At 66.4% G+C, this 26,895-nt stretch carries 26 protein-coding genes; 12 read left to right on the plus strand and 14 right to left on the minus strand.

Annotation, left to right across the window (positions count from 1 at the left end; all coding sequences use genetic code 11):
- Positions 1-20: 20 nt before the first annotated feature.
- Positions 21-956, minus strand: a complete 936-nt coding sequence (locus ACN9MX_RS14260; RefSeq protein ID WP_133653505.1) for a ribose-phosphate pyrophosphokinase — start codon at positions 954-956, stop codon at positions 21-23.
- A 117-nt stretch (positions 957-1,073) separates the two neighbouring features.
- Between ACN9MX_RS14260 and ACN9MX_RS14265 the strand changes: the two genes are divergently transcribed.
- Together ACN9MX_RS14265 and gltX are read left to right on the plus strand one after the other, a co-directional pair.
- A complete protein-coding gene (locus ACN9MX_RS14265) occupies positions 1,074-2,735 on the plus strand; it encodes an NAD+ synthase (RefSeq protein WP_426387156.1) in 1,662 nt (553 codons plus the stop codon).
- A 5-nt stretch (positions 2,736-2,740) separates the two neighbouring features.
- Positions 2,741-4,069, plus strand: coding sequence for a glutamate--tRNA ligase (gltX, locus tag ACN9MX_RS14270; protein ID WP_426387157.1), 1,329 nt, complete (start codon positions 2,741-2,743; stop codon positions 4,067-4,069).
- 62 nt (positions 4,070-4,131) lie between these two features.
- Here the strand turns inward: gltX and ACN9MX_RS14275 are convergent, their stop codons facing one another.
- The 4 genes from ACN9MX_RS14275 to hemC form a co-directional block, all read right to left on the minus strand.
- The gene (locus tag ACN9MX_RS14275; protein WP_363755657.1) at positions 4,132-4,881 is read right to left on the minus strand and encodes an esterase/lipase family protein; all 750 of its coding nucleotides are present in this window, start codon (positions 4,879-4,881) and stop codon (positions 4,132-4,134) included.
- Positions 4,882-5,006: 125 nt separating this feature from the next.
- Positions 5,007-5,891 (minus strand): hypothetical protein, encoded by an 885-nt coding sequence (locus tag ACN9MX_RS14280; RefSeq protein WP_426387158.1) that lies wholly within the window; start codon positions 5,889-5,891, stop codon positions 5,007-5,009.
- A 10-nt stretch (positions 5,892-5,901) separates the two neighbouring features.
- A complete protein-coding gene (locus ACN9MX_RS14285) occupies positions 5,902-6,570 on the minus strand; it encodes a uroporphyrinogen-III synthase (RefSeq protein WP_426387159.1) in 669 nt (222 codons plus the stop codon).
- Complete coding sequence (gene hemC, locus ACN9MX_RS14290; protein WP_426387160.1) at positions 6,567-7,505, minus strand: hydroxymethylbilane synthase; 939 nt, start codon at positions 7,503-7,505, stop codon at positions 6,567-6,569. Before hemC ends, ACN9MX_RS14285 begins: the two co-directional genes overlap by 4 nt.
- Before the next feature lie 45 nt (positions 7,506-7,550).
- Here hemC and tsaD point away from each other — a divergent pair, with 45 nt between their 5' ends.
- From tsaD to ACN9MX_RS14305, 3 genes are all read left to right on the plus strand, one after another.
- On the plus strand, positions 7,551-8,585 hold the full coding sequence (tsaD, locus tag ACN9MX_RS14295; RefSeq protein WP_426387161.1) for a tRNA (adenosine(37)-N6)-threonylcarbamoyltransferase complex transferase subunit TsaD: 1,035 nt from the start codon (positions 7,551-7,553) through the stop codon (positions 8,583-8,585).
- Positions 8,582-9,568: an NAD(P)H-dependent glycerol-3-phosphate dehydrogenase gene (locus ACN9MX_RS14300; RefSeq protein ID WP_363831132.1), complete on the plus strand. Its 987-nt coding sequence runs from the start codon at positions 8,582-8,584 to the stop codon at positions 9,566-9,568. Before tsaD ends, ACN9MX_RS14300 begins: the two co-directional genes overlap by 4 nt.
- An 87-nt stretch (positions 9,569-9,655) precedes the next feature.
- Positions 9,656-11,152 carry a lipopolysaccharide biosynthesis protein gene (locus ACN9MX_RS14305; RefSeq protein ID WP_363738873.1) on the plus strand — a complete coding sequence of 499 codons (1,497 nt, stop codon included), beginning with the start codon at positions 9,656-9,658 and terminating at the stop codon, positions 11,150-11,152.
- A gap of 47 nt (positions 11,153-11,199) precedes the next feature.
- On the opposite strand, the gene ACN9MX_RS14310 is transcribed toward ACN9MX_RS14305, so the two are convergent.
- Positions 11,200-12,201 (minus strand): adenosine kinase, encoded by a 1,002-nt coding sequence (locus tag ACN9MX_RS14310; RefSeq protein WP_363738875.1) that lies wholly within the window; start codon positions 12,199-12,201, stop codon positions 11,200-11,202.
- A gap of 110 nt (positions 12,202-12,311) precedes the next feature.
- Here ACN9MX_RS14310 and ACN9MX_RS14315 point away from each other — a divergent pair, with 110 nt between their 5' ends.
- The gene (locus ACN9MX_RS14315; RefSeq protein ID WP_426387162.1) at positions 12,312-12,992 is read left to right on the plus strand and encodes an EI24 domain-containing protein; all 681 of its coding nucleotides are present in this window, start codon (positions 12,312-12,314) and stop codon (positions 12,990-12,992) included.
- The gene (locus ACN9MX_RS14320; protein WP_426387163.1) at positions 12,989-13,363 is read left to right on the plus strand and encodes a hypothetical protein; all 375 of its coding nucleotides are present in this window, start codon (positions 12,989-12,991) and stop codon (positions 13,361-13,363) included. The genes ACN9MX_RS14315 and ACN9MX_RS14320 overlap by 4 nt, the downstream gene beginning before the upstream one ends.
- Before the next feature lie 35 nt (positions 13,364-13,398).
- Here ACN9MX_RS14320 and queG read toward each other — a convergent pair whose 3' ends face one another.
- Positions 13,399-14,448, minus strand: coding sequence for a tRNA epoxyqueuosine(34) reductase QueG (gene queG, locus ACN9MX_RS14325; protein WP_363831124.1), 1,050 nt, complete (start codon positions 14,446-14,448; stop codon positions 13,399-13,401).
- Positions 14,449-14,470: 22 nt separating this feature from the next.
- Here queG and ACN9MX_RS14330 point away from each other — a divergent pair, with 22 nt between their 5' ends.
- Genes ACN9MX_RS14330 through msrB form a run of 3 tightly spaced genes read left to right on the plus strand, consistent with a single transcriptional unit; the run spans position 14,471 to position 17,110 of the window.
- Positions 14,471-15,427: an ABC transporter ATP-binding protein gene (locus ACN9MX_RS14330; RefSeq protein WP_133653491.1), complete on the plus strand. Its 957-nt coding sequence runs from the start codon at positions 14,471-14,473 to the stop codon at positions 15,425-15,427.
- Positions 15,424-16,614, plus strand: coding sequence for an ABC transporter permease (locus ACN9MX_RS14335; RefSeq protein ID WP_363738883.1), 1,191 nt, complete (start codon positions 15,424-15,426; stop codon positions 16,612-16,614). The genes ACN9MX_RS14330 and ACN9MX_RS14335 overlap by 4 nt, the downstream gene beginning before the upstream one ends.
- Positions 16,615-16,621: 7 nt before the next feature.
- Entirely contained in the window at positions 16,622-17,110 is a 489-nt protein-coding gene (gene msrB, locus ACN9MX_RS14340; protein ID WP_363831118.1) for a peptide-methionine (R)-S-oxide reductase MsrB, read from the plus strand.
- Here msrB and ACN9MX_RS14345 read toward each other — a convergent pair.
- The 5 genes from ACN9MX_RS14345 to purH form a co-directional block, all read right to left on the minus strand.
- Entirely contained in the window at positions 17,068-18,918 is a 1,851-nt protein-coding gene (locus ACN9MX_RS14345; protein ID WP_363831116.1) for a hypothetical protein, read from the minus strand. The genes msrB and ACN9MX_RS14345 overlap by 43 nt on opposite strands.
- Entirely contained in the window at positions 18,896-19,315 is a 420-nt protein-coding gene (locus tag ACN9MX_RS14350) for a GtrA family protein (protein WP_426387164.1), read from the minus strand. The genes ACN9MX_RS14345 and ACN9MX_RS14350 overlap by 23 nt, the downstream gene beginning before the upstream one ends.
- A 4-nt stretch (positions 19,316-19,319) precedes the next feature.
- Positions 19,320-20,846 carry an NAD(P)/FAD-dependent oxidoreductase gene (locus ACN9MX_RS14355; protein ID WP_426387165.1) on the minus strand — a complete coding sequence of 509 codons (1,527 nt, stop codon included), beginning with the start codon at positions 20,844-20,846 and terminating at the stop codon, positions 19,320-19,322.
- A 143-nt stretch (positions 20,847-20,989) separates the two neighbouring features.
- Positions 20,990-21,331 carry a UrcA family protein gene (locus tag ACN9MX_RS14360; protein ID WP_363738893.1) on the minus strand — a complete coding sequence of 114 codons (342 nt, stop codon included), beginning with the start codon at positions 21,329-21,331 and terminating at the stop codon, positions 20,990-20,992.
- Positions 21,332-21,611: 280 nt separating this feature from the next.
- Positions 21,612-23,213 carry a bifunctional phosphoribosylaminoimidazolecarboxamide formyltransferase/IMP cyclohydrolase gene (gene purH / locus ACN9MX_RS14365; RefSeq protein WP_426387166.1) on the minus strand — a complete coding sequence of 534 codons (1,602 nt, stop codon included), beginning with the start codon at positions 23,211-23,213 and terminating at the stop codon, positions 21,612-21,614.
- A gap of 273 nt (positions 23,214-23,486) precedes the next feature.
- Here purH and ACN9MX_RS14370 point away from each other — a divergent pair, with 273 nt between their 5' ends.
- Entirely contained in the window at positions 23,487-23,864 is a 378-nt protein-coding gene (locus ACN9MX_RS14370; RefSeq protein ID WP_133653484.1) for a MerC domain-containing protein, read from the plus strand.
- 179 nt (positions 23,865-24,043) lie between these two features.
- On the opposite strand, the gene glpX is transcribed toward ACN9MX_RS14370, so the two are convergent.
- Entirely contained in the window at positions 24,044-25,027 is a 984-nt protein-coding gene (glpX, locus tag ACN9MX_RS14375) for a class II fructose-bisphosphatase (protein WP_133653482.1), read from the minus strand.
- Between the two features lie 141 nt (positions 25,028-25,168).
- Here glpX and ACN9MX_RS14380 point away from each other — a divergent pair, with 141 nt between their 5' ends.
- On the plus strand, positions 25,169-25,501 hold the full coding sequence (locus ACN9MX_RS14380; protein ID WP_426387167.1) for a hypothetical protein: 333 nt from the start codon (positions 25,169-25,171) through the stop codon (positions 25,499-25,501).
- A gap of 67 nt (positions 25,502-25,568) precedes the next feature.
- Here the strand turns inward: ACN9MX_RS14380 and ACN9MX_RS14385 are convergent, their stop codons facing one another.
- Complete coding sequence (locus ACN9MX_RS14385) at positions 25,569-26,873, minus strand: homoserine dehydrogenase (protein WP_133653480.1); 1,305 nt, start codon at positions 26,871-26,873, stop codon at positions 25,569-25,571.
- Positions 26,874-26,895 lie beyond the last annotated feature (22 nt).

Consider the following 26,895-nt stretch of genomic DNA (forward strand, 5'->3'; position numbering starts at 1 on the left):
TTTGGTCCTTTGAAACGATCTCAGTCGAACAGGCTGGAAACCGAGCTTTCGTCCGCGATGCGCTTGATCGCCTCGCCCAGCAGGGGTGCGATCGGCAGATGACGGATGCTCTTGGCGCCGCAGACCGCATCGGTGCCCTGGATCGAGTCGGTGATGATCAGTTCCTTGAGTTCCGACGCCTCGACCCGAGCCACCGCGCCGCCTGACAGCACGCCATGGCTGACATATGCGACCACATCCTCGGCCCCTGCCGCCTTGAGCGCGCCCGCCGCATTGCAGAGTGTCCCCGCCGAATCGACGATGTCGTCGATCAGCACGCAGAAGCGCCCCTTCACGTCGCCGATGATGTTCATCACTTCCGATTCGCCGGCGCGCTCGCGGCGCTTGTCGACGATGGCGAGGGGGGCGTTATCCAGCCGCTTGGCAAGGGCGCGGGCGCGCACCACGCCACCCACGTCCGGCGACACGACCATCAGGTTGCGGTCGCCGAAGCGCGCCTGGATGTCGGCCGACATGACCGGCGCACCGAACAGATTGTCGGTCGGGATATCGAAAAAGCCCTGGATCTGTCCGGCGTGGAGATCCACCGACAGGACACGGTTGGCGCCCGCCGTGGTGATGAGATTGGCGACCAGCTTGGCCGAGATCGGCGTGCGCGGGCCGGGCTTCCGGTCCTGCCGGGCATAGCCGAAATAGGGGACGACCGCCGTGATTCGCTTGGCCGATGCGCGTTTCAGCGCATCGATCATGATCAGCAGCTCCATCAGATTGTCGTTCGTCGGATAGCTGGTCGACTGGATAACGAACACGTCCTCGCCGCGGACATTCTCATGAATTTCCACGAAAACCTCTTCGTCGGCGAAGCGGCGGACGCTGGCGTCGGTCAGGGGAATCTCGATATAGTCGGCGATGGCGGCCGCGAGCGGCTTGTTGGAATTGCCGGTCATGAGCTTCATGGCCAAACCCCCGTGACAAAATGGTGACGCTGTCGGAACGCGGCCCCTTTAGCGGCGGAGGCCCGTCCTGAAAAGGCGCTTTTGCGCGCCGTCGCAAAATGCTCTAGGGCCGCGCGCATGACCGACAAACTCGTGATAGCCCTGGCCCAGATGACGCAATCGGTGGGCGACCTGTCCGCCAATGCCGATGCGATGCTGGAATGGCGGGCGCGGGCCATGGGCGCCGACCTGATCGTTTATCCCGAATTGCAACTGATCGGCTATCCGCCCGAGGATCTTGTGCTGAAGCCGGCGCTGGTGGAGCGCGCCAATCACGAGCTGGATCGGTTGGCGCAGGCGACCGCCGATGGCGGCCCGGCCATGCTCGTCGGCACGGTCGTGGCGTCGCAGGGCGTCCTGTTCAACGTCGTCGCCCTGCTGGAAAATGGCGCGGTTACCGCCATTCGGCAGAAGCGGGAGCTGCCCAATTATGGGACGTTCGACGAAAAGCGCCTGTTTGCGCCCGGCCCGTTGCCCGCACCCATCGATTTCCGGGGCGTCCGGATCGGCGTCCCGATCTGCGAAGACATCTGGTTCCCCTTCGTCACCGCCCATTTGCGGGCCGAAGGCGCCGAAATCCTGATCAGCCCCAACGGATCGCCGTTCGAGGTGGACAAGGACGACCGCCGCATCAACGCCGTCGCCGGCACGCGGGTCCGCGAAACCGGCCTGCCACTCGTCTATCTGAACCGCGTCGGCGGGCAGGACGAACTGGTGTTCGATGGCGCCTCCTTCGTGATGAACGGCGACCTCAGCCTGGCGCAGCAGCTTCCCGACTGGGAAGAGGCGCTGGTCCTGACGCACTGGGAAAAATGGGATGGCCAGTGGGTCTGCCTTCCCGGTGAGCGCCATGTGCTCGATGATCGTCCTGCCGATATCTACAACGCCATGGTCCTGGGCCTGCGCGACTATGTGAACAGGAATCGCTTTCCCGGAGTGGTGCTCGGCCTGTCGGGCGGCATTGATTCGGCCTTGTCCGCCGCCGTCGCGGTCGATGCGCTGGGCGCCGACCGGGTCTGGTGCGTGATGATGCCCTCGCGCTTCACCAGCCGGGAAAGCCTCGACGATGCCATCGAATGCGCCCGCCTGCTGGGCGTCCGCTACGACAGCATTCCGATCGAACCGGCGGTCGCAGCCTTTGATTCCATGCTGGCCGACGTCTTCGCCGGTCGCCAGCGCGACCTGACGGAAGAAAATATCCAGTCCCGGATCCGCGGCGTGACGCTGATGGGCCTGTCCAACAAATTCGGCCATATGCTGCTCACCACCGGCAACAAGAGCGAGATGTCGGTCGGTTACGCCACCATCTATGGCGACATGGCGGGCGGCTATTCCGTGTTGAAGGACGCCTACAAGACGACGGTGTTCGACTTGAGCCGCTGGCGGAACGGGAATGTCCCGTCGCTGGGCGAGGCGTTCGGCCCCATCGGCCCCGTCATGCCGGAACGCGTCATTACCAAGCCGCCCAGCGCCGAACTGCGCGACAACCAGAAGGACGAGGACAGCCTGCCCCCTTATGAGGTGCTGGACCCCATACTCTATGGCCTGGTGGAGGAGGAACTGTCGGCCGAGCAACTGGTCGCTCGCGGATTCGAACGCGACACCATCGCCCGTATCGAGCGGCTGCTTTATGTCGCGGAATATAAGCGCCGCCAGTCGCCGCCCGGCGTGAAGCTCGGCATCCGCAATTTCGGCCGCGACCGCCGCTATCCGATCACCAACGCCTTCCGAACGCTGTAAACCGCATGACAGTCATCACCCGTTTCGCGCCGTCCCCCACCGGCAACCTCCACGTCGGCAATATCCGCGCTGCGCTGCACAACTGGCTGTTCGCGCGGAAGAATGGCGGCCGGTTCCTGCTGCGCCTCGACGACACCGATGTTGAGCGTTCGCGGCCCGAATATGCCGACGGCATCAAGGCTGACCTGAGCTGGCTGGGCCTCCATTGGGACGGGGAGGAGAGGCAGTCCGATCGCTTCGCCCTCTATGAAGAGAAGTTCGAAGCGCTCAAGGCGTCGGGCCATGTCTATCCGGCCTATGAAAGCGCGCAGGAACTGGATCTGCGCCGCAAAGTGCTGCTGGGCCGCGGCCTCCCGCCGGTCTATGATCGGGCGGCGCTGTCGCTCGATGCCGGCCAGATCGCCGCCTATGAAGCCGAAGGGCGCCGCCCGCATTGGCGCTTCAGGCTGGACCATGACCTGCCCATCGCCTGGACCGACCTGATCCGCGGCGACCAGCGCTTCGACCCGAAGCTGCTGTCCGATCCCGTGATCCGCCGCGCCGATGGAAGCTGGCTCTACATGCTCCCGTCGGTGATCGACGACATCGCCATGGGCGTCACCCATGTTCTGCGCGGCGAGGACCATGTGTCCAACACCGCGACCCAGATCCAGATGTTCGCCGCCCTGGGCGCGCCACTGCCCGCCTTCGCCCATGAAGCGCTGCTGACGGGCAGTGAGGGCAAGCTCTCCAAACGCCTGGGATCGCTCGGCGTCGCGCATTTTCGCGAGGTGGGCCTTGAACCGATGGCCGTCGCCTCCCTGCTGGCGCGGCTGGGCAGTTCCATGCCGGTGGAACCCTTTACCGACCTGCAGCCGTTGATCGACAGCTTCGACTTCGCTCATTTCGGCCGCGCGCCGGCGCGCTTCGATGAAGGGGAATTGGCGTCCCTCAATCAGAAGATCGTCCACCTGCTGCCCTATGCCGCCGTCGCCGATCGCCTGCCCCAGGGGATGGACGAAGCGGCCTGGGATGCCATCCGACCCAATCTGGAAACGTTGGCGGGGGCGGCCGACTGGTGGCGGATCGTCACTGGCCCGATCGATGCGCCGGCCCCGATGGACGAAGATCGCGATTTCCTTGTCCTTGCGCATGCCCGGCTGGCCGAGGCGAGCTTTGACGCCGCCGTCTGGCGGACCCTGACCGAAGCGCTGAAGGCCGAAACGGGCCGCAAGGGCAAGGCGCTGTTCCTGCCGCTGCGCCGCGCGTTGACGGGACTGGACCATGGACCGGACATGGGCCAGCTGCTGCCGCTGATCGGGCGGGAGGCAGCCTTGTCGCGTTTGGCGGCCTGAAGGGGCTATTCAGCCGGTGCTAGGCTTGCCACCAGGCCGCCATCATCCGCCGGCCGAAAACCTCAGCGCCGCATAAGCTCCAGCGCGCGACCGACGGCCAAAATCCCTTCCGGCGCGGCCGCGAAGCCCATATGGGTGCAATCGACCTCCATAGCCCGGTCCCGCTCGCCCACGCGCCCCCTGGCGCATTCCGGCAGGATCACGCCGTCTCGTCGGGACCAGAGCGCAACCGTCGGCACGGGCGGCTTCTCCTCGCGCCGGCAGGTGAAGGGCGGCCGGTCGACCGGGAAGCCGGAAACAAGTTGATAGAGGCGCCATGCATGATTGGCGCGCGGATCGCCCGAAAAGGGCGTGCCCATCGTCACCACGCCGTTCACCTTGTCCGTGGCATATTTGGCATATTCCCGCGCGAACAGCCCGCCCAGGCTCCAGCCCACCAGCGTCACGGGTGTTCCGCTCGCCCGCCTTATCGCTTCCACCCGGCGATCAATCTGTTCCAGACTGTCCGGCCTGGGCCCGAAATTGCGGCCCATGCCCCAGCCATGCGCCATGAAGCCCGCCGCGTTCAGCACGGCGCGCAAGGGCTCCATTCGCTGCTCGCTGGCGAGCAGGCCGGGGATCAGCAGGATTTGCCGTCCATCGCCACGGATCGCCTGCGCCAGTTCAGATGCTTGCGCGCGCGTACGCGCCAGATCGAAGGGAACCGACGCATTGCCCAACAGGTGCTGGAGGGAGGGCCGCTCGGCCGCGCGGGGACCGCTGGCCAAACGGCTCTTCCAGAAACTGGCAATGGCGTCGGCGTAGGGCGGCACGAAAATATCTTCCTTTTCCCAGCAGGAAAAATGACATTCTCATGACACGGGCTCCCAAGTCCATGGACATTCGTCCACAGGCATGAACGGTTCGCCGTTTGTGACAGTGCCTTTTGGGGGAAGGATCAGGGCGCCAGCGGCGACGTCTGCGCTACTGCCCCGCCATCGGCCGCCCGCAACTGGCGCGGCTCCAATATGGCGGCGGTCTCGATCAGGTCCAGAGCTCGCCGTGCTTCCATGTAGCGGCGCGCATATTGCATCCAGCCGCCGGCCGCGGCGCGTCCCGGCATCTGCTCCACCTCCGCCAGTGCCGCGTTCACGCGTGCGCCGTCCAGATAGCGGAGTGCCCGGTCCAGCGCTGCCTGCGGCCGGGGAGAGGGCGTGGACGCCCGGTGAATGGTGATGATCTCCCGCGCCTCATGTTCCAGCGCTTCCCACCAGCTTGCGTTCGCGGGGGGGACGGTGACCTGATCGGCGAGGGCGGTCAGCCCGGCGCGCAGATCGGGCAGCGTCACCGGTTCCCGCGCCGCGTTGATGATCGTCGCGACGGCACGCGGCTGCGCCTGTCCAAAACGCAGGCGCAACTGACCCTCGATATAGCCGAGCGGCGCCCCGCTATCCAGCGCCCGGCGGGCCGCGAAGGCGACCAGCAAACCCTCTGCCCGGGCCGCATTGCCCGATGCTGCCTGCGCTTCCACCGTGATGCGGTTGAGCCGTTCCTCAAGCTGCACGACCCGTGCGTCCAGCATCTGCCCGGCATCGGTGGAGAGCGGGCGCATCGGTACACCCGGCGCGATGGTATTCAGCAGGGGATCGCTTTGCATGGACGCTTGCTGCGGCGCATTCCATCGCTGGATGCGCGGCAGGGCGAGAACGGTCAGCACGACCCCGATGGCAAAGGCAAGCAAGACCAGCAGCACCAGCAGCCAGGATCCACGCCGCGCGGGGCGCGTTGCCGCCGCATCGCCGGGCGGGCCATCCGTGTCGCTCATCAAGGGCTTTTCTTCCATATGCAGCGGATCATTCGCACAATCGGACGGCGAGGGCCAGCATCCTCTCATCATCAGGCTTTTCCGGAGCCTGGGCGCTGGCCCAGCCGGTGCCGCAAGCCGCCAGCGCGGCGGGGCTGATCGCGATCAGGTGCAGGAACGCGCGCTGCCCCGGCCCGACATGCCGCGCCAGCAGCTCGCCGGCGCGAGGAGAGTGGACCAGCAGGATGCTGTCAGCCTCCAGGTGTTCCGCCAGCCCGTCATCACCGGTCCGCAGCATTTCATAAACGACGACCCGCTCGATCCGTAGCGCGCCCGCATCGATCGGCGCCACCGTCCGTCCGGCCAGGTGCAGCACATGGCCATGGCCGTCCGCCGCGATCCGCCGCGCAATGGCGGTGCCGTCGCCGTTCCCCGCGACAATCCGGGCGAAACCCGCTTCCTCCAGCGTCTTCGCCGTCGCCCGGCCGACCGCATAAGCGGGCAGGTTCCGATAAAGCGCCAATGACGGCCCCGCCAACCGGACCGCATTGGCGCTGGTCAGCAACAGGGCGTCGAACCTTTCCGGGGCCGGGGCGTCCCATTGCAGCGCCTGGGGCACGAACAGCGGAAAGATGCGGGTTTCAAGTCCCAGTTCCGCCGCCCGTTCCGCCGTCCTGCCCGCCCCCGGTTCGGGCCGCAGGATGACGACTCGCCTCACGCTTCGAACAGTGCGCGAAGCGCGGGACTGGCGCGATCCAGCAGGCCGCGTCCCATATCCCCGGCCGCGGCGGCGTCGCCCCGGCTGATCCGCAGCGAATCGCTGACCGTCTCCCGCCCGTCGGGGCTGATGATCTCGGCCCGCAGATGGATCTGCCCATCCTCCAGCCGCGCCAGCGCCGCGATCGGCGAATGGCATGTACCGCCCAGCCCGGCCAGCACCGCGCGCTCCGCCATTACGCAATCGAAGGTGTCGGCGTCGCTGATCGCCGCCAGCAGTTCCAGCATCGCTTCATTGGTGCTCAGCGTCTCCACGCCCACGGCGCCCTGGGACGGCGCGGGCAGCATGACCTCGACAGGGATGGTGACGCCCACATCGCCCTGGTCCAGTCGGTCCAGCCCGGCCGCCGCCAACAGGGTCGCGTGCGCCTCTCCTCTTTCCAGCTTGGCCAGTCGGGTGGCGACATTGCCGCGGAACAGGATGACCTCCGCGTCGGGGCGAAGCCGCTTGACCTGCGCCGCCCTGCGGGGGGAACTGGTGCCCACCACCGGCCTTTCCGGGAGCGCCGCGAAACTCTCCGCGCCCACCAGCCGGTCGCGCACGTCGGCGCGGGGCAGCATGGCGGCGATCCGGATTTCGGCGGGGCGGATGGTTTCCACATCCTTCATCGAATGCACCGCGAAATCGATCTCGCCGCTGGTCAGCGCGCGGTCCAGCTCCTTGGTCCACAGCGCCTTGCCCCCGATCTCCGCAAGCGCCCGGTCCTGGATCCGGTCACCGCTGGTCTGCACCACGACGATCTCGATCGCGCCTTCATCCCAGCCATGATGGGCGCGCAGCGCCGCCATCGTCATATGCGCCTGCGCCAGCGCAAGCGGGGAACCGCGCGTGCCGAGGCGCAGGGGCGTGTGGGGTGGACGGGAAGGCTTTTGCATGATCCCGCTTGCTCTAATGACCACGGGCATTAGATGGAAGCGGCAATGACGATCATCCTGGGCCTGGAATCAAGCTGCGACGAAACTGCGGCGGCGCTGGTGACGGGGGAGGGCAGGATACTGGCCCACCGCCTCGCCACGCAGGAGGAGGCGCATCGCCCCTATGGCGGCGTCGTCCCCGAAATCGCTGCCCGCGCCCATGTCGAAGTGCTTTCGCCCTTGATAGAGGCGGCGCTCAAGGACGCCGACCTCACCCTCGCCGATGTGGACGTGATCGCCGCCACGGCCGGTCCCGGCCTGATCGGCGGCGTGATGGTCGGCCTCGTCACCGGCAAGGCGCTTGCCCATGCCGCCGGCAAGCCCCTGATCGCGGTCAACCACCTCGAAGGCCATGCCCTTTCGCCGCGCCTGGCCGATCCGACGCTGCAATTCCCCTATCTGCTGCTGCTGGTGTCGGGCGGCCATTGCCAGTTGCTGCATGTGCGCGGGCCGGGCGATTATGCCCGCCTCGCCACGACCATAGATGATGCGAGCGGAGAGGCCTTCGACAAGACGGCGAAGCTGCTTGGCCTGGGCTATCCCGGCGGCCCGGCGGTCGAGAAGGCCGCCGCCGCGGGCAATCCGAAAGCCGTCCCCCTGCCGCGCCCGCTGGTTGGCACGGTCGAGCCGCATTTTTCCTTCGCCGGCCTCAAAAGCGCGGTCATGCGCGCCGCCCAGTCCGGTCAATATTCGACCGGGGACGTTGCGGCCAGCTTCCAGCAAGCCGTCATCGATTGCCTGGTCGACCGCACGGAGCGGCAGTTGGCCGGCCTTCACGACATCACCGCCCTCGTCGTCGCGGGGGGCGTCGCCGCCAACCAGTCGATCCGCGCCGCGCTGGAAGCACTGGCCGCCCGGCACGACCTGCCCTTCGTCGCGCCGCCGCTCTGGCTCTGCACGGACAATGCGGCGATGATCGCCTGGGCCGGGGCGGAACGCTATGCGGTGGGGCTGATCGACGATCTCACCGTTCCGGCGCGCCCGCGCTGGCCGCTGGACCCCGGCGCGGAAAAGGCGCGCGGCGCAGGAGTGAAAGCATGAACGCCCCCTCCCTGAAAGCAGGTGTGATAGGCGCCGGCGCCTGGGGCACCGCGCTTGCCCAGACGCTGGCGGCGGACGGCCAGCATGTCCGGCTTTGGGCGCTGGAATCCGAAGTGGTGGCGGCGGTCAATGGAGAACGCCAGAACCCGCTCTATCTGCCCGCCATCCCGCTCAGCGCCTCGATCGAGGCGACCGGCGACATGGCCGCCATGGCCGACCGCGACCTGTTGCTGATCGTCAGCCCTGCCCAGCATCTGCGCGCCGTCGTGGCGCAGGCGCCGGCGGGCACGCCGCTCATCCTCTGTTCCAAGGGGATCGAGGCGGGGACCAGCCTGCTGATGTCCGAAGTGGCGAGAGAAGCGCAGCCGACCTCGCCCATCGCCGTCCTTTCGGGGCCGACCTTCGCCCATGAAGTCGCGAAGGGCCTGCCGACCGCGATCACGCTGGCCTGTGCCGACGCCGGTCTCGCCGCGACGATTGCCGCCCGCATCGCGCGGCCGGCCTTTCGCCCCTATCTGTCGGACGATGTCGTCGGCGCGGAGATCGGCGGCGCGGTGAAGAACGTGCTCGCGATCGCCTGCGGCGTTGCGGAGGGCGCGGGCCTGGGCCTCAACGCCCGCGCCTCGCTGATCAGCCGGGGATTTGCCGAGATGACCCGCTTCGGCCTGGCCAGGGGCGCGCGCGCCGAGACACTGGCGGGTCTGTCCGGGCTGGGCGATCTCGTCCTTACCTGTTCCTCGACCAACAGCCGCAACTTCTCGCTCGGCAAGGGGCTGGGGGAGGGGCAGGCGGCCGCGGCCCTGCTCGCCAACCGCCGGACCGTCGCGGAAGGGGCCTTTACCGCGCCCGTGCTGCGCGAGGCCGCTCGCGCCGCCCATGTCGAAATGCCCGTGGTCGAGGCGGTCTGCGCCCTTCTGGAAGACGCGGCGCCGCTTGCCCAGGTGATGGATGCGTTGCTCGCCCGCCCGCTGCGCGCCGAATAAATTCATCGCCCCATCATCATTTATTGCTACAGTCCGGCTCCACAAGATGACGCAACGGTCTTGAGTTCACAGGGGGATCATAGGTTTTTGGCGGCTGAAGAGGCCTCTCCGGCGCAGCAGGATGATATTGCGGCGCTCGCCAAGGGTGGACGGACCAATGTGTTCGGTTTCCTGCTCCGCCTTGCGGCGCGCCTGCCGTTCCTGTTCATCGCCGGGCGCTGGTATGGGGCCGATGCTCTGGGCCGCTTCGCCTATGCGGTGCTGGTGGTGGAATTCATCGCCCAGCTCGCGACGCTGGGCCTGAAGCGCGGCCTCGCGGGCGCGCTGACCCAGACCCGGCGGCCGCACAGCCATGTCGTGACCGACGCCATGGTGGTGACGTTGATCGCTTCCCTCATGGGCAGCGCGATCCTGGTCGCCATTCCCCAGGCCATGTTCCCGAACAGCGGCATCAACGGCCTCGACCGGCTGCTCGCCCTGATCGTGATCGCCGTCGCGGGGTCCGACGTGGCGCTGGCCGCCTGCGCCTACCGCTTCGACATTGGCGCCACGGTGCGCGCGCGATCGATCATAGAGCCGTGGGCGATCAGCATCGGCGCCTTTGCCTTTGCCTTCTATTCGACCCGCGACGGCCTGATCCTCTCCTACGTCCTCTCGATGGTGTCGGCGCTCGTCGCCTCCATCATCCCGATGACCCGCCATTATGGCATCCCCTATGGCTGGCGCCCCGATGTCGGCAGGCTTTGGCGCCTCGCCCGCCGCAATCTCCCGCTGGCGGCCGCGGACGGCGTGGAATGGGGGTCGCGCCGGCTCGACATGGCGATCCTTGGCCTGTTCGTCAGTCCGGCGGTCGTCGGCATCTATTATGTCGCCCAGCAGGTCGCATCCCTGCCCCAGAAACTGAAGACCAGCTTCGACCCGATCCTCGGCCCCGTCATCACGCGCAATCTTTCGGAGGGCAATCTGACCGCCATAGCCAGGCAGGTGAGCCAGGTGGGCTTCTGGATCATCGCGGCGCAGGCGGGCATCGCGCTCGCGCTGGGCATTCCGGGTGAAGCGGTCATGGGTCTTGTCGGACCCCATTTCGTCGGCGGAACCGGCGCGCTCGCCTTCCTGCTGCTGGCCGAAGTCGTGGCGGCGACCGCCGTCGTCAGCGAATCGGCGCTGGTCTATATTGCGCGCCATCGCAATCTGATGATCTCGCTGCTGATGATCGGCCTGCAGGCGGCGCTCAGCTTCGCCCTGATCTTCGCCGCGCGGCGCCTGGGCCTGAGCGACATGGCCGTCGCCGCCGCCCCTGCGCTGGCGCTCAGCATCGCGCTTGGCGCCAGCGCGCTGGTCAAGGCGCGCCTGCTGTCAAGGCTGCTGGGCGCGAAGGTCAATGCCTGGCGCTGGCCGCTGCTCAGCGCTTCCGGCGTAGCCTGCATCGTCGGCGCGGCTTTCGTCGCGCTGCCGCCTCATTTCGAATGGATGGAACTGGTCTTCGGCGTCTTCACTATTCTTGGCGTCTATGGCCTGGTCATCTGGCGCTGGGGTTTCGGCCCCGATGACCGCGCACTGTTCCGGAAGCAGAAGGCCGCCTGAATCGACCGCCTCGTGCTCCTGCCTGCGCAGGAGCACGTCCCGCATCCTCAGCCCAGCGTCTTTGCCCGGATCGCCTTCAGATCCTCCTCCGGCCGCGCACCCCAGTGGGAGATCACTTCAGCCGCCGCCGCAGCGCCCAGCTTCAGGCATTGGTCGACATCCAGCCCCTCCAGATGGCCCGCCAGGAAACCTGCCGCGAACAGGTCGCCCGCACCGGTCGTGTCGATCACTTCCGCAACCGGCGCGGCATGCGCCTCGTACCGCGTGCCGTCGACCACGGCGATCGCGCCCTTCTCGCTGCGCGTGGAGACCAGCACCGGAACTTTCGCGGCCACGGCCGCCACGGCGGCTTCGAAATCGTGCAGCCCCGCCAATGACTGGATCTCGCCTTCATTGGAGAAGAGAATGTCGATGAGCCCTTGATCGATCAATTCGATGAAGTCGGCGCGATGACGGTCGATCACGAAATTGTCCGACAGGGTGAAGGCGACCTTCCGCCCCGCGCCCCGCGCGGCGTCGATGGCCGCCCGCATCGCCGCGCGCGGCTGCTCCGGATCCCAGAGATAGCCTTCCAGATAGAGGATCGAGGCGGAACGGATAAGGTCGAGGTCCAGCGCGGCTTCCGGCAGGAATTGCGATGCGCCCAGAAAGGTGTTCATCGTTCGCTGCGCGTCGGGCGTCACCAGGATCAGGCAGCGCGCCGTCGGCACGTCCCCCTGCATCGTCGGCGTGTCATAACGGATGCCCAGCGCGCGCACGTCATGGGAGAAGACGGCGCCGAGCTGATCGTCATTGACCTGTCCGATGAAGCCGCATTTCTTGCCGAACGCGGCCAGGCCCGCCAGCGTGTTCGCCGCAGATCCGCCGCTGATCTCCTTGCCCGCGCCCATGTCGGCATACAGGCTCTCCGCCGTCTCCGCGTCGATCAGCTGCATGCCGCCCTTGGTCAGCGCATGTTCGGCCAGGAAAGCGTCGTCGCTCCGGGCAAGCACGTCGACAATGGCATTGCCGATGGCGACAACATCAAGCGTGGGGGCAGCAGCAGTCACGCAAAATCCTTCGTGAATGAGGGGGAAAATCCCGCCGTCTCTACCGATCCGGGGCGTGGCGCGCAACGGCGCTGATTGACGCTGGGCGCAGAGGCGGGAATAGCTGTGCCATGGTCCTTGCCGCCGTCCTCCGCGCCTGCCCCTCGATCGTCCATGGCGCCGCACTTCGCCTGCTGGTCAAATCGCTGCTGCTGACCCTGCTGATCTTCGCGCTTCTCGCCGCCGCATTGGGGGCGGGCGTTCACGCGCTCCGCCAGCATCAAGGCTGGATGCCGGGCGTGGGCTGGGGCGGGCTGGCGGAGGCGACCGCGACCGCGCTGATCGTGATCGCCGCCGGCTGGCTGCTGTTCCGCGCCACCGCCATGGCGATCATGAGCCTGTTTGCCGACGACATCGTCATTGCCATCGAACGGGACAGTTATCCGGCGGCGGCGGCCCGCGCCCGGCCGGTCGGCTGGGGCCGCAGCCTTCGGCTCGCCCTGCGCTCCATCCTGCGGACTGTCGGCTGGAACCTGTTCGCTTTGCCGGCCTATCTGCTACTGCTGGTGACGGGCGTCGGCACGCTGGGCCTGTTCCTGGTCCTGAACGCCGCCCTGCTGGGCCGTGACATGGCCGACATGGTCGAGCCGCGCCATCCCGACCTGCCGCCTATCCCGCGTGGCGGCCGGTGGCTGATGGGCCTCGCTTCGGCGCTGATCTTCCTCGTGCCGGTGCTCAACCTGCTTGCGCCGATCTGGAGCGCCGCTATGGCGGTCCACATGCTGCACGGTGCCCGAAGGAACATGCCATGACCCGTCCTCATCCGGCGCTCGTCCTGGCTTCGCTCTTGACCCTCGCCGCCTGCGGAGGGGTGGTGCCGCCGCCTGCGGCCCAGATCACCCGCCCGCCTGTCGGTCCGCCGGCCAGCGCCTTCACCCGTCCCGGTCCGCTGATCGGGTCGGACGCGAAGCAGCTCATGCACCTGTTCGGCCAACCCCGGCTCGACATTCGCGGAAGCACCATGCGCAAGCTGCAATTCGCCAATGGCCGCTGCGTGCTCGATGCCTATCTGTACCTTCCGCCACAGGGAAAAGAGCCGCTCGTCACCCATGTCGATGCCCGCACGCTGACCGGCACGGATGTCGATCCGGCGAGTTGCTCGGCCGCGCTGCAGGGCAAATAGCGCATCCGCCTGGCGCACCCGGAGCAGCTTTCCAGCTATTCCCGCTCCAGCCGCTCGATCGCCCAGCGCGCCGCCTCCGCGACGACGGCATCCTCATCTTCGGTCAGCGGACGCAGCCGCCCGATCAATCCCCTGTCACCGCTGTTGCCCGCCGCGATGGCGGCATTGCGCACCATTCGGTTGCGTCCGATCCGCTTGATCGGGGAGCCTGCGAATATCTCGCGAAAGCCCGCATCGTCCAATGCCAGCAGGTCGCCCAGTTCCGGCGCCGCCAGTTCCGCCCGCCCGACAAAGGCGCGGTTCGCGGCCGCGACCTCCGCGAACTTGTTCCACGGGCAGACGGCCAGGCAATCGTCGCAGCCATAGATGCGGTTGCCGATCCCGGCGCGCAACGCCTCCGGGATCGGGCCCTTATGCTCGATGGTGAGATAGGAGATGCACCGTCGCGCATCGACGACATAAGGCGCCGGGAAGGCGTCGGTCGGGCACGCCGCCTGGCAGGCGGTGCAACTGCCGCAATGGTCCTTTTCCGGCATGTCGGGTGCCAGCGCGATCTCGCTGTAGATTGCCCCCAGGAACAGCCAGCTTCCATGCGTCCTGCTGACCAGATTGCTGTGCTTCCCCTGCCAGCCCAGGCCAGCCGCTTCCGCCAGCGGTTTTTCCATGACCGGGGCCGTATCCACAAAGACCTTGAGCGCGCCCGGCTGCTGCTCCACCAGCCAGCGGGCGAGGGCCTTCAGCCCCTTCTTGACCACGTCATGATAGTCGCGCCCCTGGGCATAGACGGAAATACGGCCGCGATCACGCACATCGGCCAGCGCCAGAGGATCGCGCCCCGGCGCATAGCTCATGCCCAGCATGATGACGCTTCGCACGTCCGGCCACAGCGCCTGCGGCGATCCGCGCTGTCCGGCGCGCTCCGCCATCCACAGCATGTCGCCATGATGGCCGGCATCCAGCCATTGCCGCAGCCTTTCGGCCGAACGCGGCGCGGCATCGGCCGGCGCGATGGCGCAGGCGGCAAAGCCCAGCCGCAGCGCTTCGGCCTTCAGCCGCTGTTCCAAGGTTTCATTTTGCGTTGGCATGCGATGCGATTATCAGAGGCCGATGATCGGGGCTCCTCAACCGACCTATGCCGTTGAAGGCCATGGTCTTGTCAAGACATTCGGCGATTTCCGGGCGGTGGACGGTATCGACGTCGCCGTGCCTGCCGGGTCGATCTACGGCATCCTTGGCCCCAATGGCGCGGGCAAGACAACGATGCTGCGCACCCTGCTCGGCATTATCGATCCTGATGAAGGGCATCGCAGCCTGCTGGGCGACAGCGCGCCGCTGCGCCAGGCGCGCAATGTCGGCTATCTGCCGGAGGAGCGCGGCCTTTACCCCTCGATGAAGGCCTTCGAAGCCGTTGCCTTCATGGGCGCGCTGCGCGGGCTGCCGCTGAAGATCGGCCGGGAGCGGGCCCGATCCATGTTGGCGGATTATGGCATGGGCGCCTCGGCGGACAAGCCGATCCGCCAATTGTCGAAGGGCATGGCCCAGACCGTGCAGCTTTTCGGCACGATCGTCCACGAACCGCGCCTGATCGTGCTGGACGAGCCTTTTTCGGGCCTGGACGCCTTCAACCAGGGCAAGCTGGAGGTGCTGATCCGGGATCAGGCCCGGCGCGGCGTCACGGTGCTGTTCTCCACCCATGTCATCGCCCATGCCGAACGGCTGTGCGAACGCGTCGCCATCGTCGCGGGCGGGCGCATCCGTTTCGAAGGCACGGTGGACGATGCCCGCAACCGGTTGCGACCGCAGGTGCGCCTGCGCACCCGCGCCAGCGACGGCGGCTGGCGTCGCGCCTTGCCCGCAGAAACGCTGGCGCAGGACGGCACATGGCATTTCCCCTTGCCGCTGGGGGGTATTGAACCGCTGCTCCGCGCCCTGCTGGACGGCAATGCCGGGATCGAAAGCCTGTCGATCGAGCGCCCCGGCCTGCACGACGCCTTCGTCGCCATTGCAGGCGAGGCGGCAGCCCGGCAGATGCAGGGCGACCCGCAGGAGGAGGAAGCCGCATGAACGAATTGATGCGCGCCGCCTTCGTCATCGCCCGGCGGGATTTCACCGCCGTTGTGCTGTCCCGCACCTTCATCTTCTTCCTTCTGGGTCCGCTCTTCCCCATCGTCATCGGCATGGCCTTTGGCGGGCTGGGCGACAGGATTTCCACCACGGATCTGCGGCCGGTCGTCGGCATCGCCATGTCCCCGGCCGACGCGTCGCGGATGGAGCGCGCCCATGCCCGGCTGGCGGAGCGCATGGGGCCTCAGGCCCTGCCCGTGCTGCGCCGCGTTCCGCTGTCGCCCGCGCCCCGCGCTCAACTGGCCAGGGCGAATGCGGATGTCATGGTGATCGTGTCGGGATCGCCGGCCCGCCCCGTGATGACGGGACAGCCGCAGGACATCCAGCGGCTGGAAGGCGACATCAGCCTGCTCGCCAGCGCCGCCGTCGCGGAAAAATCGCTGCACATGGTGCATGTGGAGGCGCAGCAGGTCGCGACCAGCGTCGGCGCGCAGAGCCAGGGCAGGCTGGTGATCGGCCGGATCGCGCAGATCGTCATCTTCTTCCTCACCATCCTGCTGGCCGGCATGATCCTATCCAACCTGGTCGAGGAAAAGACCAACAAGATCATAGAAATACTGGCAGCCGCCGTGCCGGTCGACGCGATCTTCCTGGGCAAGCTGATGGCGATGCTGGCGATGAGCTTCGTCGGCATCCTCTTCTGGGGCGGAACCGCCTTCGCCGTGTTCCTGGCCCTCAAGACGCCCGGCGCCAGCCTGCCGGACCCCGCCGTCGGCTGGCCGCTGTTCCTGATGCTGGCCGTCATCTATTTCGCGATGGCCTATACGCTGCTGGGTTCGCTGTTCCTGGGCATCGGCGCGCAGGCGGCAACCGTGCGGGAGGTGCAGACGCTCAACATGCCCGTGACCATGGGACAGATGCTGATCTTCTTCTTCGCCACCTATGCCGTCGACAAGATGGGATCGCCGCCGGAGGTTGCAGCGGTGGTCCTGCCTTTCTCCTCCCCCTTCGCCATGATCGCCCGCGCCGCGCAGGTGGACGCGCTCTGGCCCCATCTCCTTGCCATCGTCTGGCAGATGCTCTGGGTCGGCCTCATCATCCGGATCGGCGTGCTGCTGTTCCGCCGCCATGTGCTGAAATCGGGCGGTGGCTGGTGGAAGCAGTTGTTCAGAAGCGCGACAGGCTGACGCTGCTATGGTGCGGTCCATGGATCGGCGGCAATTTCTGGGACTGGGTGGCGGCGTCGCGACGATGATCGTCCTTTGGCAGGCCGGCGTGGGAGAGGCCGCTGCCGCCTATCCCTTCACGCTCGGCGATGCCGAATGGCGCAAGCGCCTGAGTCCGCTCGCCTATCAGGTGCTGCGCAAGCGCTCGACCGAATATCCCTTCACCAGCCCGCTCAACAAGGAGCATCGACCGGGCATCTTCGCCTGCGCGGGTTGCGGGCAGCGGCTTTTCAGCTCGAAGACCAAGTTCGACAGCGGCACCGGCTGGCCCAGCTTCTGGGCGCCGCTGCCGCGCGCCGTCGGCACCTCGCGCGATTTCGAACTGGGCTATCCGCGGACCGAGGTGCATTGCGCCCGCTGCGGCGGACATCTGGGCCATGTGTTCGATGACGGGCCGCAGCCCACCGGCAAGCGCTATTGCATGAATGGCGTCGCGCTGGCCTTCGTCGCGGGCTGAGCGATCACCTTGTAGATGCGGAGCGGACCCTTGCCGGGAAGCTGTCGCAGCCATTGCGGCGGCCGGTCGCGCTTCAGCGCCGCGGCCAGCCCCTGGGGGAAGTCGGCGCGATAATGCTTGATCTCGTTCATCTCGTTGCAGATCAGCAGGTAATCCGCGCCTTTCCCGCCATTCAGGCGTATGACGATCGCCCGGGCCTTGTCGGGCGGCTGGGTGAAGCCGTCGATGACCGCGTTGATGCCCACGGCATTGCGATGATGCGCGGTGCCGATCACGCTATGTCCGGTCCGCAAGAGGATATCCGGTCCCAGATCGAGTGGCGCGAACAGGGTCGAGCGGGGAAGTGCCTGTAACGGAGCCAAAGGGGCGGCGGCCCGGCAATTGACGGTTTCGGGCTGCTCCTTCCGCGCTGCGCCGCTCGCGATCAATATCCAGGCGCCGCACAGCCCCGCCGGCGTCAGCAATATCGCCACGCCCGCCGTGACCAATATGCGCGCGACGGCGTTCGTCCAGCGTTGGATGCGGCGAAACAGGGTCAGCAGCAGCCACGCCGTGCCCGGCAGCGCCAGCACATGCGCCACCGACATGGCGCGCAGCACGAGGATGGCGACCGCCGACGCGCCCGCCAGCAACAAGGCGACGACGATCCAGCGATCCCTTGCCTCCCGCTCCTCGGCGCGCCAGGCCGCGATGATCGTGCTGAACAGCCCCATGGCCGCGGGCAGCAGGATGATCCCGGCCATCAGGGTGCCCTGTTCCCATACAGGGCGGCCCTCCTTCACCTGCAGATACCACAAGCGATAGGCGACCGGGCCCAGCGCCTTGAACGGATCGCCGGAAAGGCAGGCGCCACCGCTCAGCAGGAATATGCCCGCTGCGCTGATCCCGCCAGCCGCTGTCGCCAGGATGCGCTGCCGGACGGTCGTCGTGCCGATCAGATGCAGCGCAAGCGGCATCGCCAGCGCGAACGCCAGAAGAGGCCAGATATAGGCTGCCGAAAGGCTGTCGCATTGCCGTATCAATGCTGCGCCGGTGCCGCGCAGCATCAACAGCAGCAGGAGCGCACCGCCGCCAAGACTGGCGGCATAGGCTGCGATCCGCACCGCCTCCCGCCGGTCGAGCCATGTCCGCAGCGCGAAAGTACCGGCGAACAGCGCGGCATAGGGCAGCGCTTCGCTGGAAATCTGGAGCCAGAGCGCGATGGCAAGACCGGCTGTGATGCCGCCCCGCAGGCGCCGGGCATCCAGCGCGCCGCAAAGGGCGATCGCCGCCATCCAGATCTGCCAGCCATGATGGTCGATGCGGAAGGGGGTGAACTGGACCAGGATGCTGGGCGTGGTCAGCAGCAGGACGACCGCCAGCAGCGGGACGAACATGCCACTTGCCGCGCGCCGCGCGGCCAGGAACACCGTTGCCGTCAATCCACCCAACAGCATCAGCGGCACCAGCGCGCAGGCCGCGATTTCGGCCCGAACCGTTCCCAGCAGCGGTTGCAGCATCAGGATCAGCGCGGCGATCGGCATGTCGACGATGCGCGACCAGTGCATCGGCCCGCCGGCCGGCGGGTTCACGCGATGCTGGCTGACATCGCGGAAGGCCTGGCCATGCAGCCAGTCGCGCACCTGTTGCAGGCGCATCGCGTCATCGGGGTCGCGAAACTCCAGCCCGGACAGCCCATGGCGGAACAGCCAGAGCATGACGAGACAGCACAGCGCCCAGAGCAACAGCACCGCCGCGTTGCCTTGCCAACGGGTGAGGGGCGATGTCCTGGGAATGGGGCTGCTGTCAGACGCGGGCGAAGATGCCATATTTCCGGATCGCATAGACGGACAGGAAGCTCACCGGAACGGCCGCCAGCTTGGCGAGGGCGGGCGAAAGCCCCAGCGCGCTCAGTCCGCCGACCAGCCCCATGGTGATCGCCATGCCGATCAGGGCGCTGAAGAGGAAGGCGATGCGCTGCCTATGGGTGGCGGGCTGCCGCATTTCGAACACGAATTGCGTGCTGATCATCCAGTGCAGGACAAGCCCGCCCGAATAGCCGCCAAATGCGGCCAGCGCAGGCGGCACGCCCAACCGGTGCAACAGCATGAACAGCGCGAAATCGGCCGACAGCGCGCAGATGCTGGCCAGCAGATAGCGCGTGAAAGTGAAGCGGCCGAAGACGGCATTGAATGGCCCGGCCACGCTTCGCACCCAATCACCCATGGGGTCAGGCCGCCTTCAGACGATTGGGCACCAGCCTCTCGCTGGCGAGCGCGGCGCGCTGGCCGGCGGCGTCCTGCCCTTCCTCGCCCGCTTCATGATATTCGGCATCCTCGTTGACCGCCCAGATGTCGTAAAGCTGCTCGCCCGCCTCGATATTGCGGACCGTCAGCATCGCCGTCATCATCGCATGATCCTGGTTATTGTAGCGGTGCATGCCGTTGCGCCCCACCAGATGCAGCGTGGGATAGAGCCGTTGCAGTTCGGTGCGCATGGCAAGGACATTGTCGGCATAGCCGTCATCATAGACCGGATAGGCCTTTTCCTGCCGGACCACCGCGCCGCCGACGACATGATCGGGGTTGCACAGGCCCAGCGTCGCCATTTCCCTCTTCGCCAGTTCGATCAGATCGGCGTCGCTCGACGACCAGAGGCCGTCGCCCTCGAAGCAGAAATATTCCAGGCCGACGCAGGCAAGGTCCGGGTCCGGCACCATTTCGGGCGACCAGCTGCGGAAATTCTGGATTCGGCCGACCTGCACCTTTGGATCGTGGATGTAGATCCAGTTGTCGGGAAAGATATCCTTGCCCTTCACCATCAGTGCCACGGTCAGGAAATCGCGATATTTGAGGTCCATCGCCTGGCCCAGCGTCGCTGGCTGGGGCTGGATGCGCCCGGCCAGTTCGCGCATCGGCGCGGAACTGATGACATGGCCGGCGGTAATGGCGACCTCGCCATCCGGTCCGTTTGCCGTCATGCGCCAGCGGCCGCTGGCCTGATCCTGCGACAATTGTCCCAGGCTATGGGCCATCAGCACGCTGTTGCCGCGCGCGAGCACGAAGTCGCGGGCTGCTTCCCACATCATGCCGGGGCCAAGGCGCGGATAGCGGAAGCTTTCCAGCAGCGTCTTGGTCGCCATGCCGTCATTGGGCCTTTTGTTGAGGCCCAGGGATCGCTTGAGCCCGTCGGTCACCGCGCCCCACAGCGACAGTCCCTTGATGCGCTGCGCCGCCCAATCCGCCGACATTTCGTCGCAGGGCATGCCCCACACCTTCTCCGTATAGGTCTTGAAGAAGATCGAGAACAGCTTGTGGCCAAAGGCATTGACCGTCCAGTCCTGGAAGGAGCGGACATCCCGATTGGGGAACAGCTTCGCCTTGGCGAAGCTCGCCATGCAAAGTGTTGACCGCCACAGCCCCAGATTGCCCAGCGCCTCGAAGGCGCGCAGCGGATAGCTGTAGAATTTGCCCTCATAATAGATGCGGCTCATGCGCGGGCGCACAATGAAATCGTCGGGCAAAATCTCGTTCCAGAGGTCGACGACCTCCTTCGACTTGGAAAAGAAACGATGGCCGCCAATATCGAAACGGAAACCGTCAAGTTCCACTGTCCGGCTGATGCCGCCGACATAGACGGCGTCCTTTTCGATGACGCTGACCGAATAGCCCTTTTTGCTCAACAGATAAGCCGCAGTAAGCCCGGCCGGACCCGCGCCAATAATGGCGACATCCACATTGTGGTCGTTCTGCGGCATCTAGGCCCCCCGATGAAATCCTTTGCCGATTTTAGGTGAAGGAAATCTTCTAAGGAGTAGTTAATGACCGGTAACAATGCAAGATAAGGCAATGCCGGCGGCCTGGCTAAGCCGCCGGCATTCGCTTTTTGCAATGGCGCAGGTCAGCCCTGGCGCTGCGCCTGGATCAGCGTGTTGAGGTCGGTCCGTGCCCCGTCGAGCGCATCACCGAAGCAGGCGCGATATTCCGGCGTTGCCGGCAGGATCGATCCGTTCATCCAGCCGCAGACCTTCTTGGCGGCCTTGGTGATGCGGGAATCGGCCATGCGGGCGCCATGGGTGCTGCTAAGGTTCAGGTCGGCCATCGAAACGGCGATGCTGCGGGTTTCCGCGCCAGTCCGTCCGTCGACCACCACTTCCATATCGTTGATCCCCGCAAAGGCGTTTGCCGCGGGCAAGGCTAGCGTCATGGCGGCGGTCAGCGCCACCAGCATCTTTCTGGTCATCTTGTATCTCCTGTCGAACTCATGGGATCTGCCCAACGCCTGACGTGGGAGAAGGGTCGCGCATGAGATAAGCTTCATGAAGGTCGAGGAAAAGAGGCCAGTTGATAAAAATTGGCTGAAAACCGCTATTTTTGCGGATGCGAAAGGATCTTCTCTCCTTTCGCATCCGCACCAATCATGCCCCGGACGCCTGCCTTTGATCGCACCGCAGGTGGCGTTCCCCGTTCCCGCCGCTGCATCGGTAAAGGCGGGAACGCGCTGCCCACTTTCGGCAAGATGCTCAGTGGCGGAAGTGGCGCATGCCGGTGAACACCATTGCCAGCCCCGCCTCGTCGGCAGCGGCGATGACTTCATCATCGCGGATCGAGCCGCCCGGCTGGATCACGGCCGTGGCGCCTGCCTCGACCGCGGCCAGCAAACCGTCGGCAAAGGGGAAGAAGGCATCCGACGCCACGGCCGACCCGATGGTCCGCGCCTCCGCCCAGCCTGCCTTGTCGGCGGCGTCCTTCGCCTTCCACGCTGCGATGCGGGCGGATTCCAGGCGATTCATCTGACCCGCGCCGATGCCGGCGGTGCTGTTGCCCCTGGCATAGACGATGGCGTTCGACTTCACATGCTTGGCGACGGTCCATGCGAACAGGCAGTCGCTCAGCTCCTGCTCCGTGGGCGCGCGCTTCGTCACCACCTTCAGCTGGTCGCGACTGATGCGGCCATTGTCGCGGCTCTGGACCAGCAGCCCGCCCGCAATGCTCTTGATCTGGAGGCCGGGGCGCACCGGATCGGGCAGTTCGCCGGTCAGCAGCAGGCGGAGGTTCTTCTTCTTCGCGAAGATCGCCTTCGCCTCCTCATCCGCGTCGGGCGCGGCGACGACTTCGGTGAAGATGCCGCTGATCGCTTCGGCCGTGGGCCCGTCCAGCGGACGGTTGACGGCAATGATGCCGCCGAACGCCGATACGCTGTCGCAGGCGAGGGCGGCCTCATAGGCTTCGATCAGCGTGTCGCCGGTGGCAACGCCGCACGGATTGGCATGCTTCACGATCACGACGGTCGGCGGGCCGTCGCGGAATTCGCTGACCAGCTCCAGCGCGGCGTCGGCGTCATTGTAATTATTGTAGCTGAGTTCCTTGCCCTGGATCTGCCGCGCCTGGGCGATGCCGTTGGCGCCAGAAGCCGATCCGCCGCCGACCGGCAGGTAGAGCGCCGCCGACTGGTGCGGATTTTCGCCATAGCGCAGCGTCGAACCCAGCTTGCTGGAGACCGAGAGGCTTTCGGGGAACTGCACGCCCTGGTCGGCGAAGGCGAACCAGCTCGCGATCATCGAATCATAGGCGGCGGTGGCGGCATAGGCCTTGGCCGCGAGCATGCGGCGGAAGTCGTAACTCGTCGCGCCCGCCTTCTCCTCCATTTCGGTGATCAGCCGGGCATAGTCGGCGGGGTCGGTGACGATCGCCACGCTTTCGTGATTCTTGGCGGCGGAGCGGACCATGGAAGGACCGCCAATGTCGATATTCTCGATGATTTCCTCGCGCGCCGCGCCCTTGGCGACAGTGGCGGCGAAGGGATAAAGGTTGACGACGACCAGGTCGATCGCGCCGATCTCATGCTCCTGCATGGAAGCGACATGCTCTGGATTGTCGCGCACGGCCAGCAGCCCGCCGTGCACCTTGGGGTGCAGCGTCTTGACCCGTCCGTCCATCATTTCCGGGAAGCCGGTGAGGTCGGAAATGTCCTTCACCTCCAGTCCCGCCTCGCGCAGAGCCTTGGCCGTGCCGCCGGTGGAAACCAGTTCGACCCCATGCCTGCCCAGCGCCTGCCCCAGTTCGACCAGGCCGGACTTGTCGGACACGGAAAGAAGGGCGCGCTTGATGGTGACGTCTGACATGGGGGTGCTTCCTGCTGTTCGAATGCCGTTCAGGCTTGCGGCAGCCCTCTAGAGCGATTTTGCCCGGAATGGAACATCTGCCGGCCGGGAAATCGCGGCTGGAGCGGCCGGGGGAGGGCGGCGCCGTGGCGCGGGCGACCAAAGGCTTCTCGATATGAGAAAGGGGCAGGGCGCATCGGGCAATATGTTGGGAAGCACCTGTCGCGCGAGATCGTGAAAAATGGCGAATGATATGTTGTAACTTTTCTTTGTCTCGCCTATGTACCTCGAACCATGCCGATCAGCCTTCGTCACCATCTGCTCAACGGCCGGATCGATCGCATCGCGATCGCTCTGTCGGGCATGTGCGTGGCGCATTGCTTCGGCACGGCCGTGCTGCTGGGCGTGATGGCCTCGGCGGGCGGCATATTCGAAAGTCCGATTTTCCATGAGACCGGCCTGGTGCTGGCGATACTGCTGGGCGCCGTGGCGCTCGGCCATGGTGCGGTGGCGCACGGCTTCATGATGCCTGCCGCGATCGGATCGCTGGGCCTGGGCATCATGGCCGGCGCGCTGACCATGGACCATGGTTTGCAGGAAAGCGCCTATACGCTGTTGGGCGTCGCGATCCTGGCGCTGGGTCACGATCTCAATCACCGCGCCGGACGCTAGCCGCATCGACGCCGCGCATGGCACAGGGCGGTTGATCAAAGCCCCATGCCATTGCCTTGCAGCGATTTCCTGACCGTTCCAGAGCGGGCTTCGATCTGATTGAATCAGATCGCCGCCCTGGATTCCTTATTTCCCCGATTTCTTAACCAGCGATCGGTTCCGATCGCTTGGAAATCGCTCTAGATCGGCTTCCGGTCCAGCCGATGCTCGCCCTTCACCCACCGCACCGTGCCCGTGCTGGCGCGCATCACGACGCTGTCGGTTGTGAGCTTGCCACCCGGCAGCCGCTTCACCCCGGCCAGCAGCGAGCCGTCAGTGACGCCCGTCGCGGCAAAGATGCAGTCGCCCTTCGCCAGTTCGTTGAGGTCATAGACCTTGTCGAGATCCGCAATGCCCCATTTCCGGGCGCGGGCCCGCTCGTCATCATTGCGGAACAGCAGCTTGCCCTTGAACTGTCCGCCGACGCAGCGCAGCGCCGCGCAGGCCAGCACGCCCTCCGGCGCGCCGCCCGAACCCATATACATGTCGATATTGGTTTCCGGATTGGTGGTGGCGATCACCCCCGCCACGTCCCCGTCGGGGATCAGCATGATGCCGCAGCCAATGGCGCGCAGTTCCGCGATCAGCTTTTCATGGCGCGGCCGGTCGAGCACGCAGACGATGATCTCATGCGGGTCGACGCCCTTGGCATGGGCGACCGCCTCGACATTCTCCTTCACCGATTTGTTGAGGTCGATGATGCCTTCGGGCAGGCCGGGGCCGACGGCCAGCTTCTCCATATAGACGTCCGGCGCATTGAGCAGGCCGCCTTCTTCCGAAATCGCCAGCACCGCCAGCGCATTGGGACCGGCCTTGGCCGTGATGGTGGTGCCCTCCAGCGGATCGAGCGCGATGTCGATCCGGGGGCCGGTGCCGATCGCATTGCCGACCTTTTCCCCGATATAAAGCATCGGCGCCTCGTCACGCTCGCCTTCGCCGATGACGACGGTGCCGTCCATATAAAGGTCGTTGAAGGCCAGGCGCATCGCTTCGACTGCGGCGGCGTCGGCCGCCTTTTCATCGCCGCGGCCGATCAGCTTCGATGCTGCGATCGCGGCCGCTTCGGTCACGCGCACCATTTCCAGCACCAGCACGCGATCGAGTATCGAGCTTGCCTGCACCATATCTTTTCCTCTTCAGCCGCTATTTTGGAGAGCGCGATAGGATGTCGTCGGACCATTGTCGAGGGTGCGCTTTTAGCAAGGCGGATGCAACGGAAGCGCGTCCCTAGCGTTCGCAGCAGGACAAGACCAAGGGGCGCCCCGATGATCCTCCTGCTGATTGCCGCCAGCCTTTCCACCCCGCCCGACGTGCTGCCGCGCCGGATCGCCAAGGTTCGGCCCGCGCCATGCCAGGCCGTGCCGGCGCTGTGCCTGACCGGGCCGGCGACGCAGGAACAGCGCCTGGTGGGCGGTACAGCGGCACCCGACGACGGCAAGATGACCGCCTATCGTTTCGATGCGCGGCCGTGCCGGATCGTCGGCAATATGGATTGTCCCAAGCGCGCCCATCGCCGGATATTCCAGCTTGGCGAACCCATTGGCCAGACACTGGTGCGCAGTTTCGGACTGGATCAGAGGGGACTTGCGCCGGATTGAACCCGACCGCCTGGGTCAGTCCGGGCGGGGGGGCGAGGGGAGGCGCGGACGGATCGCGCGCTTCTCCTCAATCCAGAATATGCATCACCATCGGTGTTTGCAGCAGGCTGTCCGACCCGGCCAGCCGGTCCAGCGTCTCGCGCACGCAGCGTTCTTCGCCCGCATGGGTGACGATCGCCACCAGCACGCCGTCAGTCTGGCTGGCGCCGCGCTGGATCATGCTCTCGATGGACACGCCGGCGTCGCGGGTTGCCGCCGCGATCTCCGCCAGCACGCCCGGACGGTCCTGCACCTTGAAGCGCAGATAGGCGCGACCCACGCGCTTGCCGGCATCCGCAGGCTTCTGCTGCGCCAGCGCGGCGACCGGCATGGCCAGCGCATCGCCATATTCGTCGCGCGCCACGTCGATCAGGTCCGCGACGACGGCCGATGCCGTCGGGCCGTCGCCCGCGCCGCGACCCTGGAAGAAGAGGCGGCCGACGAAATTGCCCTCCGCCACCACCGCGTTCAGCGACCCGTCGACATGGGCGAGCGGATGGTCGAGCGGCACCAGCATGGGATGGACGCGCTGGAACAGGCCGTCGGGGCCGTTCTCCGCCATGCCGACCAGGCGGATGCGATAGCCCAGCGCCGCTGCTTCCGCGATGTCGGCGGCGATGACATGGCGGATGCCGGTGGTCGCGACCGCGTCGAAATCCAGTTCCGTGCCGAAGGCGAGGCTGGCGAGAATGGTCAGCTTGTGCGCCGCGTCGACGCCATCGATGTCGAAGCTCGGATCGGCCTCGGCATAGCCCAGATCCTGCGCCTCCTTCAGCACCTCGTCAAAGCTCCTGCCTTCCTTTTCCATGGTGGTCAGGATGTAGTTGCAGGTGCCGTTGAGGATGCCGTAGACGCGGCTGATCTCGTTCGCCGCCGCGCCCTCGCGCATGCCCTTGATGACCGGGATGCCGCCTGCGACCGCTGCTTCATATTTGAGCGCGACGCCGGCCTTCTCGGCCAGCCCGGCGAGGTCGAGGCCATGATGCGCCAGCATCGCCTTGTTGGCGGTGACGAAGGGCTTGCCGACGCTCAGGCACTGCCGGGCGAGGGTGAGGGCAGGGCCATCGGCGCCGCCGATCAGTTCCACCACCACGTCGATGTCGTCCCGCCCCGCGAGGGTCGTCATGTCGTCCACCCATTCATAGGGCGAAAGGTCGACGCCGCGATCCTTGTTGCGGTCGCGGGCGGAGATGGCAACGATCTGGATCGGGCAACCGGCGCGGCGGGCGATCAGGTCCGCATTCGTCTGGAGCAGCCGGATGACGCCGCCGCCCACCGTGCCGAGGCCGACCAGCGCGACGCGCAGCGGGGCATGGCGGTGCAGATTGGTCATGGCTTGTGTTCATCCTTCCTGT

The sequence above is a fragment of the Sphingobium sp. R-21 genome (assembly GCF_049913335.1).
In the GTDB taxonomy this organism is placed as follows: domain Bacteria; phylum Pseudomonadota; class Alphaproteobacteria; order Sphingomonadales; family Sphingomonadaceae; genus Sphingobium.